Below are 13,710 nucleotides of genomic sequence, written 5' to 3' on the forward strand. Positions count from 1 at the left end.
GCGATGCGCCCTTTCACCTATGACCGCGCCGATGCGGTGCCCGCCGCGCTCCGCGCCGCCGGCAGCGGCGCTTCCAGCTACCTCGCCGGTGGCACCACGCTGCTCGACCTGATGAAGCTCGACGTGATGCGGCCGGAGCGGGTGGTGGACATCACCCCGCTGGCGTCCCGACTCGGCGGGATCGAGGCCGGGCCGCAGGGGCTGCGGCTCGGCGCGCTGGCGCATATGTCGGCCGTCGCCGATGACGCCATGGTGCGGCGCGACTATCCGGTGATCGCGGAGAGCCTGGCGCTGGCGGCCAGCGGCCAGCTGCGCAACATGGCGACGCTCGGCGGCAATGTGCTGCAGCGGACGCGGTGCAACTACTTCCGCGACGTCAGCTATGCCGCCTGCAACAAGCGCCGGCCGGGGTCGGGCTGCAGCGCGCTGGATGGAGTCACCAGGCTGCATGCGGTGCTCGGCACCAGCGAGCATTGCATCGCCAGCTACCCCGGCGATTTCGCCCAGGCGCTGCTCGCCCTCGACGGAACAGTGGAACTGGAGGGGCCGCAAGGCCCCCGCCGCATCCCCTTTGCCGAATTGCACCGTCTGCCCGGTGACACGCCGCACCTCGAGACCACCCTGGCCCCGGGCGAGCTGATCACCGGCTTCGGCGTGCCGCCGCTGCCCTGGGCGCGGCGCTCGGTCTATCTGAAGGTACGCGACCGGGAGAGCTATGCCTTCGCCGTCGCCTCCGCCGCCGTGGCGCTCGACCTGGACGGCGGGCGGGTGCGTGAGGCGCGCATCGCCCTCGGCGGCGTGGCAACGCGGCCCTGGCGGGCACGCGAGGCCGAGGCGGTACTGGCCGGCCAGGTGCTCGACGAGGCGGCGGCGCAGCGCGCGGCGGAGGCGGCGTTCCGCGATGCCCGCACCCATGGCGACAATGACTTCAAGCCTGAGCTCGGCCGCCGCACCCTGGTGCGTGCGCTGTTCCAGGCGCAGCGGCTGGGGGCCTGAGCCATGCCCGACACCATGATCGGCCAGTCGCCCATCCGCATCGACGGCCGTGCCAAGGTCACCGGCGCCGCGCGCTACCCTTCCGACGTCGTTGTGCCGAACCCGGCCTGGGCTTTCCTGGTTACCAGCGCCATCGCCCTCGGCCGTATCACCGCCATTGAGGAGGCCGAGGCGCGCGCGGTGCCGGGAGTGCTGGAGATCCTCACCCATCGCAACATGCGCGGCACGGTGCGGGATGCCGGCTTCTTCGCCGCCGGCGGCTATGCCGCCGAGACCATCCGGCCGCTGGAGGATGACCGGATCTGGCACGATGGCCAGATCGTCGCCATGGTGCTCGCCGACAGCTTCGAGGCGGCGCGCGAGGCGGCATTCAGGCTTCGGGTCGACTACGCCGCGGTCACCCCCGCCGCCGGCTTCGGCAGCGCCAGCGCGACGACCGAGCCGGCCGCCAAGGCCCGCCAAGGCCACGAGGACCCCCAGGTCGGCGACGCCGATGCCGCCTTCGCCGCGGCGCCAGTGAAGATCGAGGCCGACTACGCCACGCCGACCCAGCACCACAACCCGATCGAACTCTTCACCACCACCGCGCTGTGGGAGGGGGGTAAGCTCGTCATCCATGAGCCGAGCCAGTACGTGACCGGCATTCGCCATGGTGTCGCTACCCAGCTCGGGCTCGACCCGCAGCAGGTGCGGGTGGAGAGCCATTACGTCGGCGGCGCCTTCGGCTCCAAGGGCTCGCTGACTCAGCGGACGGCGCTGGTCGCCATCGCGGCGCGGCGGCTGGGGCGGCCGGTGAAGCTGGTGCCGACGCGCGACCAGGGCTTCACCATCGCCACCTACCGGGCCGAGACGCGGCAGCATGTGAAGCTTGCCGCCGACCGCGACGGCAAGCTGCAGGCGCTGGTGCATGAGGGCACCGAGGTCACCTCGCGGCCCGACCCCTACAAGGTCGCCGGCACCCAGACCACGGCGCGGATGTACGACTGCCCGAACGTGCGCACCAAGGTCACGCTGCTGCACGCCGACCGCAACACCCCGGGCTTCATGCGCTCGCCGCCCGAGGTGCCCTACATGTTCGCGCTGGAGAGCGCGGTGGATGAGCTGGCCGTCGCGCTGAAGCTCGATCCCATCGAGCTGCGTCGGCGGAACGACAGCAAGAAGGAGCCGATCAAGGGCCTGCCCTGGAGCAGCCGCGGGCTGATGCGTTGCTACGAGGCCGGCGCCGAGGCTTTCGGCTGGTCGCGCCGCAACCCGGAGCCGCGCAGCATGCGCGAGGGCGATTGGCTTATCGGCTGGGGCTGTGCCTCGACCATCTACCCGACGCATATCGGCGCGGCGACCGCGCGGGTGACGCTGACGCCGGATGGCCAGGCGCGGGTGCAGACCGCGGCGCATGACATCGGCACCGGCGCCTATACCGTCATCGCCCAGGCGGCGGCGGAGATGCTCGGCCTGCCGCTGGAGAAGGTGCAGGTGGCGCTGGGCGACAGCGACCTGCCGCCGGCGCCGGTGGCCGGCGGCTCGAACACCACCGCCAGCGTCTGCAACGTGGTGGCGGAGGCCTGCGGGCAGATCCGCGCGCGCCTCGCCCGGGCGGCGGTGGAGGACGGGCCGCTGAAGGGCCGCGATCCGGCATCGCTCAAGCTGGTTTCGGGCGAGCTGCGCGCCGCCGATGGCACCGCCGAGGCGCTGCCCGAGGCGATGAGCCGCGCCGCCAATGGCGCCATCGAGGCCTATGCCGAATACCTGCCGCAGGGCATGCCGAAGGAATCCATGCGGAAGCTCTATTCCGGCAAGCAGGCGCTCGGCGGCGGCATTGCCGAGGGACCGCTGGCGATGGCCGCCTTCGGCGCCGAATTCGTCGAGGTCCGGGTGCATGCCCGTACCGCCGAGGTGCGGGTGCCGCGAGTGCTCGGCGCCTTCGCCGCCGGCCGCATCGTCAACCCGCGCACCGCGCGCAGCCAGCTGATGGGCGGGCTGATCTGGGGCATCGGCAGCGCGCTGCACGAGGAGACGGAGATCGACCACGGCCGCGCCCGCTACGTGAACGACAACATCTTGGAATACCTGATCCCGGTGAATGCCGATGCGCCGAAGGTCGAGGTGATGCTGCTGGAGGAGACGGATACCGGGGTGAACCCGCTTGGCATCAAGGGGCTGGGCGAATTGGGCAATGTCGGCACCAACGCCGCCATCGCTAATGCGGTGTTCCACGCCACCGGCCGGCGGGCGCGGGAACTGCCGATCCGGATCGAAAGCCTGCTGTAGCGGCGCTCCTCCGCCCTGGACGCGGCGGCCCGGACGCGCCAGCCTGGACGCCGTCGTGACTGGCGAGCTAGAGCGGATCGCGGAGGGGCGTGAACGCCCCGGAGCGTGAATCCGCTCTGCAGACAACGGGCCACGGCGGGCCGGCGTTCAGCCTGAACGCCGGCCCGCCGTGGATCCCGCCGGTCCGGAACCGAGGGGAGAGACGGCATGGCAAAGATCATCATCAGCGTGGCGGTTACCGGCGCGATCCACACGCCCAGCATGTCGGACTACCTGCCGATCACCCCGCAGGAGATCGCCGAGCAGTCGATCGCCGCGGCCGAGGCCGGCGCCGCCATCATTCACCTGCACGCCCGCGACCCGAAAGATGGCCGCCCGACCCCGGACCCTGCGGTGTTCATGCAATTCCTGCCGGTGATCAAGCAGAGCACCGATGCGGTGATCAACATCACCACCGGTGGCGGCCTCGGGATGACGGTGGACGAGCGGCTGGCGGCGCCGCTGCAGGCCAAGCCTGAGATGTGCTCGCTCAACATGGGCAGCATGAACTTCAACATCTCGGGCAGCGCGGCGCGGATCAAGCAGTTCAAGCATGAGTGGGAGCGGCCCTATCTGGAGGGCACCACCGACTTCATCTTCCGCAATACCTTCAAGGATATCGAGCAGATCGTCGAACGGCTGGGCAAGGGCCACGGCACCCGCTTCGAATTCGAGTGTTACGACGTGGGCCACCTCTACAACCTGGCGCATATGCTGGACCGCAAGGTGGTGGAGCCGCCGCTGTTCACCCAGACGATCTTCGGCATCCTCGGCGGCGTCGGCGCCGAGCCGCGCAACCTGCTGTTCATGAAGGAAACGGCGGATCGGCTGTTCGGCAAGAATTACGTCTGGTCGGTGCTGGCGGCGGGCCGCAACCAGATGCCCTTCACCACCATGGCCGGGCTGCTCGGCGGCAATGTGCGGGTCGGGCTGGAGGACTCGCTGTGGATCGGCAAGGGCCAGCAGGCCAAGAGCAATGCCGAGCAGGTGGCGAAGATCCGCCGCATCCTTGAGGAGCTGAGCCTCGAGATCGCCACCCCGGCCGAAGCGCGGCAGATGCTGGCACTGAAGGGCGGCGACCTGGTCGGTTTCTGAGCCGCGGCGTGCTGCGGCTATTGCCAGCCGAAGCGGCGCAGCAGGCGTTGCAGCAGCTCCGGCGCGTCGACGCCGGGGGCGGGGTCCGGCGCCGGGGCGGGTGGGGCCTCCCGGGCGAAGCGGGCCACCGCTTCCCGCGTGCCGGCCAGGCGCAGCTCCGTGGGCTCGCCGCCGTCGCCGCTGAGGCCGGCCATCCGCACCAGCGCCTTGTCGGCTGCCAGCAATTCCTGCTCCGCCCGCGCCGCATCCTCGCCGCGCGGGGCGCAGATCAGGGAACGGCCATCGAGGCCGCAGGGCAGCTCGATCATCCGGTTGGGCGGGAAGCGGAGCTGGGCGGTGCCGGTCAGCGCCAGCAGCCCGCGTGAGGCGCCCTCCAGGGTCAGCTCCCGCGACGTCACCACCGGTACCAGCCTGCCGCCGCGGTCCACCACCTCCAGCGCCAGCCCCGGCGCGGTGCCGGCAGGGGGCTCCACCCAGTCGCGGTGGCGCATGGTGCAGCTGGCCCGGTCGGTCATCCGGTCGGTGGCGCAGGTGAGGCGCCAGCTGCCGATCTCGGCGGTCGGCTGCGCCGTCGCGGGCGAGGCGGCAAGAGCGAGGAGGATCGCCAGCTGGCGTGCAGGGTACCACATGGGCAGGATGATAGCGGCAGAGCGGGAGCAAGCGGAATGCGGGTCGTGAGATTGCCGGACGGCACCGAGGTTCCGGCGCTCGGCCAGGGAAGCTGGCACATGGGTGAGCGCGGCGCCGACCGGGCGAGGGAGGCGGCGGCGCTCCGCCTCGGCATCGACCTCGGCCTGACCCTGATCGACACCGCCGAGATGTACGCCGAGGGCGGCGCCGAGGAGGTGGTGGCGGAGGCCATCGCCGGGCGGCGGGATGAGGTGTTCCTGGTCTCCAAGGTCTATCCGCACAATGCCGCCGGGCGGAAGCTGGAGCAGGCGCTGGAGCGCAGCCTGCGGCGGCTGCGGGTGGAGAGCCTCGACCTCTATCTGCTGCATTGGCGGGGCTCGGTCCCGCTCGCCGATACGGTGGCGGCGATGGAGCGGATGCGGGAGGCCGGCAAGCTTCGCCGCTGGGGCGTCTCCAACCTCGATGTCGATGACCTGGAGGAGCTGGGCGCGGCGCTGCCCGACTGCGCCACCGACCAGGTGCTCTACAATTTGGAGCATCGCGGGGTGGAGTTCGATCTGCTGCCCTTCTGCCGCGGCCGGGGAATGCCGGTGATGGCCTATTCGCCGGTCGGCCAGGGGGACACCGGGCGCGGCGCGCTGCTGCGCCACCCGGCACTGGGGCAGGTGGCGCAACGGCGTGGGGCGACGCCGGCGCAGGTGGCGCTGGCCTGGACCCTGCGCGAGCCCGGCGTCATCAGCATCCCCAAGGCGACCGATCCCGAACATGTGCGGTTGAACGCCAAGGCGCGCGAGCTGGTGCTGGAGGCGGACGATCTGGCGGCGCTGGATGCCGCCTTCCCGCCGCCGAAGCGCAAGAGATCCCTTGCGATGCTGTAGGTCCAGCCTCCGTCATCCGCGGGCTTGACCCGCTGATCCGCCTCCGTTCGGCCGGGCCCGGTTGTCCCGGTCCCTGGGGCGCGGGGCGTGGTGGGCCCCGGCCGGCGCTACTCCACCCTGATCCCCTCGGTGCGGATCATCTCGGCGGCGAACCTCCGGTATTCGTCCATGGCGGAGCCAAGCTGTGCCGGCGTGCTGCCGACCGGCGTCATGCCGAGTATCTCCAGCCGCGCCAGCACCTCCGGTTCCGCCAGCGCCGCCACCGCCGCCTCATGCAACCGGCTAATGGCGGCGGCGGGGGTGCCGGCTAGGGCCCAGAGGTTGCTCGCCTCGGCCCGCTCGAAGCCAGGGAAGCCCTGCTCCGCAACCGTCGGCACCTCGGGGAGGGACGGCAGCCGCTCCGGCGAGGAGACCGCCAGCGCCCGCAGCCGCGCCTCCCGCACCAGCGGCACCGCCTGGGGCAGGGTGGAGAAGCCGAAGTCGGTATCCCCGCCCATCACCCCGGCGATCGACTGGCTGCCACCACGGTAGGAGACATGGGTGGCGGTCACCCCGGCGCGACGCAGCAGCATCAGCCCGGTCATATGCGGCCCGCCGACCAGGCCGGAGGAGAAGAAGGTGAGATGCCCGGGGCGTGCCCGGCACATCTCCAGCAACTCGGTCAGGCTCCGCGCGGGATGGTCGGCCCGCACCACCAGCAGCAACGGCGCCGAGATGAGTTGGCAGATCGGGACAAAGGCGGTGACGGGGTCGTAGGGCAGGTTGCGCAGCAGCATCGGGTTGGTAATCATGCTGAGCCCGGTGCCGAGGATGGTGTATCCATCCGGCGTCGCCCGCGCCGCCTCCGCCTCACCGATCGAGCCGGTGGCGCCGCCGCGGTTGTCGAGCACAAGCGGCTGGCCGAGGAAGCGGCTCATCGGCTGGGAGACCAGCCGGATCGGCGTATCCACCCCGCCGCCAGCCGGCCAGGCGACGACCACGCGGATCGGCCGGCTGGGGTAGGCGGTGCCCTGCGCCCCGGCGGGGCCGGCGGCGGTGGCCATGGCGGCGAAGACCCCGCCCAATTCGCGACGGCCAAGCCGTACCGGACGCATGCTGCGGTGCTGATTATTCAACTTTGATCCCCTCGGCCTGGATGATGGCGCCCATGCGGTTGCGCTGGTCGGTCCAGAAGGCCTGGAACTCGGCCGGCGAGCTGCCGACCGGGATCATCCCGATCTCGCCCAGCCGCTTCACCGCATTGGGATCCCGCATGCCGGCCTGCGCCGCCTCGGCCAGCTTGGCGATGACCGGCGCCGGCGTGCCCGTGGGGGCGTAGAAGCCGAGCCAGTCGGCCATGTCGAAGTCGGGGAAGCCCTGCTCCTGCACGGTCGGCACCTCGGGCAGATTGGGCAGCCGGTGGGCGATGCTGACCGCGAGGCCGCGCAGCCGACCCTCCTGCACCAGCGGCGCCGCCTGCGGCAGGGTGGAGAAGACGAACTCCGCGTCGCCCGCCAGGATGCCGGCGATGGAGGCCGCGCCGCCGCGGTAGGAGACATGGTTGGCGCTTACCCCGGCCCGGCGCAGCATCAGCGCCGGCGCCAGGAAAGTCGCCGTGCCCACCCCGGAGGAGGCGAAGGGGATCTGCCCCGGCGCCGCCCGGATGCGCTCCAGCAGTGCCGCCAGATCCTTCGATGGGTGATCCGCCCGCACCACGCAGAGCAGCGGGGAACGCACCATCTGGCTGATCGGCATCAAGGCCCGGGAGAAGTCATAGGGCAGGCCGGGGATCAGCAGGTGGTTGATCGCCCCGCCGGCGGTATCGGCCAGGGTGGTGTAGCCATCCGGCGCCGCCTGGGCGACCACCCCGGCACCGACCGAGCCGCTGGCCCCGGCGCGGTTCTCCAGGATGACCGGCTGGCCCAGCACCTGCTGCATCGCCGGGGCGGCAAGGCGCATCGGGATATCCGCGCCGCCGCCGGGCGGCCAGCTGATGACGATGCGGACCGGCCGGGTCGGCCAGGGGGCGGCGGGTTGGCCCCGTGCCGAAGCCGGCAGCGCGAGCGCAGCGGCCAGCAAGGGGCGGCGGCCAATTGGTCCGGACATGCAATCCTCCCTGGTGTTGCCGGCATTCTGCGATGCGGTGGCCGCGGCGGAAAGCCTTGGGTGCCGGGCAGCGTGGCGATAAGCTCGCCGGAACGCCAAGAAACATGCCAGGAAAGAGGGAACGGCCATGCAGCTCTCCGCCGAGCAGATTCGCCAATTCCACGAGGAAGGCTGGCTGTTCCTGCCTGAGACCTTCAGCCCGGAAGAGATCGCCGTGTTGCGGGCCGAGGCCGAGGCCATCTACGCCGCCGACCGCCCGGAGATCTGGCGGGAGAAATCCGGCGCCCCGCGCACCGCCTTCGCCGCCCATACCTACAACGAGGCGTTCCGGCTGCTCGGCGCGCATCCCCGGCTGGTGCGGCCGGTGGAGCAGATCTTCGGCGAGTCGCTCTACATGCACCAGTTCAAGATCAACGCGAAGGCGGCCTTCACCGGCGATGTCTGGCAGTGGCACCAGGATTACGGCACCTGGGCCCGCGACGACGGCATGCCGGAGCCGCGGGCGATGAATATCTCCGTCTTCCTCGACGAGGTGATGCCGATCAACGGGCCGCTGATGCTGATCCCGCGCAGCCAGCAGCATGGCACGCTGGACGCCGGGCACGACCTCAGCACCACCTCCTACCCGCTGTGGACGCTGGACGAGGCGACGGTGACGAAGCTGGTGCAGGAGGGCGGCATCGTCTCGCCGACCGGCAAGCCCGGTGGCGTGCTGCTGTTCCATGGCAATCTGGTGCATGGCTCGGCGCCGAACATCACGCCCTATCCGCGCAAGATCGTCTACCTGACCCTGAACGCGGTCTCGAACCACATCCGCCGGCCGACCCGGCCGGAATGGATCGCACACCAGGATTTCACCCCGATCGAGCCAGTGGCCGATGACGCGCTGCTGGACTACGCGCGGCGCTGGAAGCAGGCGGCGGAATAGGCGCTCCCGCGCTCGGGACGGATCGGACCGCCCGGTTCAGAGGGGAAGGACAACGACCGCGCGCGGAGTGTTCAGCGCGGCGCCGCCGCGGCGGGGATAGCTTCGGCGCCTCCATCAAGGGCATCGCCCCATGCGCCTCACGCTTCGCCCGAGCCTCCTCTGCGCCGCCCTGCTGCTTGGCGTGCCGGCCCAGGCCGAGGATCCGCTGGCCGTCCGCATCGTCAACGAGATGAACGCCATCTTCGGCACGCATCCGGGCTTCCGCGCCACCCATGCCAAGGGTGCGGTCTACGACGGCAGCTTCACCCCGGCACCGGACGCGGCGCGGCTGTCTCGCGCACCGCAATTCCAGGCGCCGCTGCCGCTGCTGGTGCGCTTCTCCGATGGCTCCGGCAATCCGATGATCCCGGATGGCGCGCCGGCCGCCCGGCCGCACGGCATGGCGCTGCGCTTCGTCACTCCGGACGGCCAGCCCAATGACATCGTCGCCAATGCCCTGGATGATTTCCCGGTCGGCAATGGCGAGGATTTCCTGGCATTCCTCCACGCCGTCGCCAACAGCCGGCCCGGCATGGCCTCACCCACGCCACTGGAACGTTTCCTTGCCAGCCATCCGGCGGCGCAGAGGGTGGTCCAGACCCCGAAGCCGGCGCCGCGCAGCTTCGCCACCCAGCCCTATTTCGGGGTGAACGCCTTCTGGATGGTCGGCGCCGACGGCACCCGCCGCGCCTTCCGCTACGCCATCGAGCCGGTGGCCGGCCGCGACGTGCTGGAGGCTTCGGCCGCCGCCGCGGCGCCGCCGGACTACCTGTTCGCCGAGCTGGACCAGCGTCTGGCCGCGGGCCCGGCAATGTTCACCCTGGTCGCCCAGATGGCCGCCGAGGGCGACCCGACCCATGACGCGACCCTCCGCTGGCCGGCCGATCGGCCGCGGGTGGCGCTCGGCACCATCAGCATCCGCGCCCGCCGTGCCGACAGTGACGCCCAGCAGAGGGCCCTGAACTTCGACCCGACCAATGTCGTCGAAGGCATCGCCCTTTCCGACGACCCGTTGCTGCCATTGCGGCGGGAGGCCTATGGCGTCTCCATCGCCCGCCGTCAGTGAGGCCGGGCGATCCGCCGGTACAGCGGCCGCAGCAGGACCGGGCTGAGGAACAGCGGCACCTGGCCGATGGCGAAGAACAGCAGCACGCCGGGGTCGGTCGCCGCCGGCAGCACCGCCAGGAACAGCGCCTGGTTGCGGTTGCCGGCGAGCATCCCCGCGGCCAGCGCCAGCCGCGTGCCGAAGGGCCAGAGCGCCAGCACCGTCAGCCCGTTCAGCCCCAGGTTGCCGAGCAGCGCCAGGGCGAGGCCTGCCATCACCCAGAGCGGATCCGCCAGCAGCCTTGCCTGCACCCCATCCATTACCCCAAAGGCGAAGACCACCAGGATCAGCACCACCGATCCGTCCACCGCCGGCGCCAGCCGCTCCAGCCGTGGCTGCCCCAGCACCCGGCGCAGGACGAACGCCAGTGCCGCCGGCAGCCCGACGATCAACAGCAGCCGCAGCATCAGCCCTGGCATTGAAATCGCCAGTTCCAGCCCCAGCAGCCCGAGCGCCAGCGGCGGCGCGGTGAAGGGCAGCAGCGCCGTGGTGGCGACCGAGACCACCAGGCTGATCTCGGCATCGAGGCCCACCAGCCGGGCGAAGGCCGGCGCCGAGACCGCCGAGCAGGCTGCCGCCGCCAGCACCAGCCCGGCGCCGAGTGGCCCGTCCAGCCCTGCCGCCCGGGTTATCGCGAAGACCGCCAGCGGGCAGGCCAGCAGCACCCAGGCCGAAAGCCCCAGCACCAGCAGCGGCCGGCGCAGCCAGCCCAGCATCTCAATGGGGTCGATACGCAGCAGCACCAGGGTCATCAACAGGGCGACCGTGGGCGCCACCACCGGGCGCAGCGCCGCGGCCAGCGGTGCGAGGGCAACGCCGGCGACGATGCTGGCGGCCAGCAGGGCGCTGCCATGGCGCGCCACCCAGCCGAGGATGCGGAGTAACTTCAGCGGCGGGAGCAGTTGGATGCGTTCGCGCGGCGTTCTATATCGATCCCCGTGCGCATGTCACTCCCGGCTGTCTTCCTGATCCTTGCCCTCGCCACGCCCGCCGCCAAGGCGGCCGGCTGCGCGGCGCTTCCCTCCACCGGCGTGGATTGGCGACGCTGCCAGCTCGATACGCGCGATCTGCGGGGCGTCGACCTCACTGATGCGGTCCTGCGCGACGCCTCGCTGACCCGGGCCAACCTCGAGGCGGCGAAGCTGGTCCGGGTGGATGCCTACAATGCCCGCTTCGTCTCGGCCGGGATGCGCGGCGCCGATCTGTCCGGCGCGGTGCTGGTGCGGGCCGATTTCACCCGCGCCGACCTGAATGGCGCCAAGCTTGCCGGCGCCGATCTGCGCCGCGCAAGATTCTTCAGTGCCGATCTGCGCAACGCGGATTTCACCGCGGCGCAGATGGAGGGGGCGGATCTGCATCGCGCGCGGCTCGATGGCGCCCGCTGGACCGACGGCACCAGCATCTGTGCCGAAGGCTCGGTCGGCTCCTGCCAATGAGCGCCCCCATGGCCACGGGCGTGCCGGAGTACCTCGTCCGCCTCAACGCCGAGCAGCGCGAGGCGGTGGAGACCCTGGATGGCCCGCTGCTGGTGCTGGCCGGCGCCGGCACCGGCAAGACAAGGGTGCTGACCACCCGCTTCGCGCATCTGCTGATGACCGGACGCGCCTTTCCCGGCCAGGTGCTTGCCGTCACTTTCACCAACAAGGCGGCGCGGGAGATGCGGGAGAGGGTCTCCGCCATCCTCGGCCGCCCCGCCGAGGGGCTGTGGCTCGGCACCTTCCATGCCCTGTGCGCCCGGATGCTGCGGCGGCACGCGGAGCTGGTAGGGCTGACCAGCGGCTTCACCATCCTCGACACCGACGACCAGCTCAGGTTGCTGAAGCTGGTGATGGAGGCCGGCGGCATCGACCTGAAGCGTTGGCCGGCGCCGGGGCTGATGGCGCAGATCCAGCGCTGGAAAGATCGGGGTGTTTCGCCCAACCGCATCACCCCGGCGGAGGATACCGACTACGCCAGCGGCAAGGCACGGCCGCTCTACGCGGCCTACCAGGCCCGCCTGCGCGATCTGAATTGCGCCGATTTCGGCGATCTGATGCTGCACATGGTCGATATCCTGCGCGATCATCCGGAAGTGCTGGCCGATTGGCACCGGCGCTTCCGCTACATCCTGGTCGACGAGTACCAGGATACCAACCTGGTGCAGTACATGTGGCTGCGGCTGCTGGCCCAGGGTCACAAGAACATCTGCTGCGTCGGCGACGACGACCAGTCGATCTATTCCTGGCGCGGCGCCGAGATCGAGAACATCCTGCGCTTCGAGAAGGATTTCCCCAACGCCCGGGTGGTGCGGCTGGAGAGCAACTACCGCTCCACCCGGCCGATCCTCGGCGCCGCCAGCGGCCTGATCGCGCACAACGCCGGCCGGCTCGGCAAGACGCTACGGGCCGGGCGCAACGACGCCGATGGCGAGAAGGTGCGCGTCGTCTCGCTGTGGGACAGCGAGGAAGAGGCCCGCATGGTCGGCGAGCGGATCGAGGTGGCGCAGCGCAGCGGCCATGCCCTGTCCGAGATCGCCATCCTGGTCCGCGCCGGCTTCCAGACCCGCGCCTTCGAGGAACGGCTGATCACCCTCGGCGTGCCCTATCGCGTCATCGGCGGGCTGAAATTCTACGAGCGCGCCGAGATCCGCGACGCCATGGCCTATCTGCGGGTGCTGGCGCAGCCGGCCGATGACCTGGCCTTCGAGCGCATCGTCAACACCCCGAAGCGCGGCCTGGGCGATACCGCGATGCGGAAGATGCACGAGATCGCCCGCGCCGAGGGCATTCCGCTCTCCTCCGCCGCGGCGCGGCTGGCGCAGGGCGGCATCACCGGCCGCGCCCGCGCCGCGCTGTCCGAGCTGCTGCACGGCTTCGCCCGCTGGCGGGAGGCGCTGCCGCGCGACGGCCATGTGGTGGTCGCGGCGACGCTGCTGGACGAGAGCGGCTACACCGAGATGTGGAAGCAGGATAAGTCGCCCGAGGCGCCGGGGCGGCTGGAGAATTTGAAGGAGTTCCTCCGCGCCCTCGGCGAATTCGAGACCCTCACCGGCTTCCTCGAGCATGTCGCGCTGGTGATGGAGAATGACGAGAACGCCGCCGACGACCGGCTCTCGCTGATGACCTTGCATGCCGCGAAGGGGCTGGAGTTCGACACCGTCTTCCTGCCGGGGTGGGAGGAAGGGCTGTTCCCGCATAGCCGCGCCATGGAGGAAGGCGGCGAGAAGGGCGTGGAGGAGGAGCGTCGCCTCGCCTATGTCGGGCTGACCCGGGCAAGGAAGCACGCCATCGTCTCCTGCGCCGCCAACCGCCGCATCTACGGCAACTGGTCGAGCTCCATCCCCTCCCGCTTCCTCGACGAGCTGCCGCTGGAGCATATCGAGCGCGAGGGCAGCGCCGGAATGGCGCGCAACCGCATGGTGGAGATGCCCTCGGTCTTCACCGGCGCGGGCGGGCTGCTGGCGCGGCGGCCGAAGGTGATCGAGGCCGGGGCGTGGGAGGTGCAGGCGCGCCCGGTCCGTGCCGATGCCATCGGCGTCGGCCAACGCGTCTTCCATCAGAAATTCGGCTATGGCCGCGTCACCGGCGTGGAGGACGACAAGCTGGACATCGCGTTCGAGAAGGCCGGCACCAAGCGCGTGCTCGACCGCTTCGTGGAGAAGGCGTGAT

General features: G+C 70.9%; 12 protein-coding genes. 8 read left to right on the plus strand and 4 right to left on the minus strand.

Features of this window, described 5'->3' with window-relative positions; all coding sequences use genetic code 11:
• Window positions 1–3: 3 nt before the first annotated feature.
• The 3 genes from H7965_RS11570 (at window position 4) to H7965_RS11580 (ending at window position 4,398) form a co-directional block, all read left to right on the plus strand.
• Complete coding sequence (locus H7965_RS11570) at window positions 4–996, plus strand: FAD binding domain-containing protein (RefSeq protein ID WP_186770736.1); 993 nt, start codon at window positions 4–6, stop codon at window positions 994–996.
• 3 nt (window positions 997–999) lie between these two features.
• Window positions 1,000–3,264 (plus strand): xanthine dehydrogenase family protein molybdopterin-binding subunit, encoded by a 2,265-nt coding sequence (locus H7965_RS11575; RefSeq protein WP_186770737.1) that lies wholly within the window; start codon window positions 1,000–1,002, stop codon window positions 3,262–3,264.
• Window positions 3,265–3,471: 207 nt separating this feature from the next.
• Window positions 3,472–4,398: a BKACE family enzyme gene (locus H7965_RS11580; protein WP_186770738.1), complete on the plus strand. Its 927-nt coding sequence runs from the start codon at window positions 3,472–3,474 to the stop codon at window positions 4,396–4,398.
• A 17-nt stretch (window positions 4,399–4,415) separates the two neighbouring features.
• Here the strand turns inward: H7965_RS11580 and H7965_RS11585 are convergent, their stop codons facing one another.
• Complete coding sequence (locus tag H7965_RS11585; protein ID WP_186770739.1) at window positions 4,416–5,027, minus strand: hypothetical protein; 612 nt, start codon at window positions 5,025–5,027, stop codon at window positions 4,416–4,418.
• A gap of 36 nt (window positions 5,028–5,063) precedes the next feature.
• Here H7965_RS11585 and H7965_RS11590 point away from each other — a divergent pair, with 36 nt between their 5' ends.
• Window positions 5,064–5,906, plus strand: coding sequence for an aldo/keto reductase (locus H7965_RS11590; protein WP_186770740.1), 843 nt, complete (start codon window positions 5,064–5,066; stop codon window positions 5,904–5,906).
• Between the two features lie 107 nt (window positions 5,907–6,013).
• Here H7965_RS11590 and H7965_RS11595 read toward each other — a convergent pair whose 3' ends face one another.
• Together H7965_RS11595 and H7965_RS11600 are read right to left on the minus strand one after the other, a co-directional pair.
• Window positions 6,014–7,000, minus strand: a complete 987-nt coding sequence (locus H7965_RS11595) for a Bug family tripartite tricarboxylate transporter substrate binding protein (protein WP_186770741.1) — start codon at window positions 6,998–7,000, stop codon at window positions 6,014–6,016.
• 13 nt (window positions 7,001–7,013) lie between these two features.
• The gene (locus H7965_RS11600) at window positions 7,014–7,991 is read right to left on the minus strand and encodes a Bug family tripartite tricarboxylate transporter substrate binding protein (RefSeq protein ID WP_186770742.1); all 978 of its coding nucleotides are present in this window, start codon (window positions 7,989–7,991) and stop codon (window positions 7,014–7,016) included.
• A gap of 127 nt (window positions 7,992–8,118) precedes the next feature.
• Here H7965_RS11600 and H7965_RS11605 point away from each other — a divergent pair, with 127 nt between their 5' ends.
• Both H7965_RS11605 and H7965_RS11610 read left to right on the plus strand, forming a co-directional pair.
• Window positions 8,119–8,919, plus strand: a complete 801-nt coding sequence (locus H7965_RS11605) for a phytanoyl-CoA dioxygenase family protein (RefSeq protein ID WP_186770743.1) — start codon at window positions 8,119–8,121, stop codon at window positions 8,917–8,919.
• Between the two features lie 130 nt (window positions 8,920–9,049).
• On the plus strand, window positions 9,050–10,024 hold the full coding sequence (locus tag H7965_RS11610; protein ID WP_186770744.1) for a catalase family peroxidase: 975 nt from the start codon (window positions 9,050–9,052) through the stop codon (window positions 10,022–10,024).
• Here the strand turns inward: H7965_RS11610 and H7965_RS11615 are convergent.
• Window positions 10,018–10,926 (minus strand): hypothetical protein, encoded by a 909-nt coding sequence (locus H7965_RS11615; protein ID WP_229682523.1) that lies wholly within the window; start codon window positions 10,924–10,926, stop codon window positions 10,018–10,020. The genes H7965_RS11610 and H7965_RS11615 overlap by 7 nt on opposite strands.
• An 81-nt stretch (window positions 10,927–11,007) precedes the next feature.
• Between H7965_RS11615 and H7965_RS11620 the strand changes: the two genes are divergently transcribed.
• Both H7965_RS11620 and H7965_RS11625 read left to right on the plus strand, forming a co-directional pair.
• Entirely contained in the window at window positions 11,008–11,499 is a 492-nt protein-coding gene (locus tag H7965_RS11620; protein ID WP_186770745.1) for a pentapeptide repeat-containing protein, read from the plus strand.
• A gap of 8 nt (window positions 11,500–11,507) precedes the next feature.
• Window positions 11,508–13,709, plus strand: a complete 2,202-nt coding sequence (locus tag H7965_RS11625) for an ATP-dependent helicase (protein ID WP_229682524.1) — start codon at window positions 11,508–11,510, stop codon at window positions 13,707–13,709.
• Window position 13,710: the final 1 nt, after the last annotated feature.

The sequence above is a fragment of the Siccirubricoccus deserti genome, from assembly GCF_014283215.1.
GTDB classification, from domain to species: domain Bacteria; phylum Pseudomonadota; class Alphaproteobacteria; order Acetobacterales; family Acetobacteraceae; genus Siccirubricoccus; species Siccirubricoccus deserti.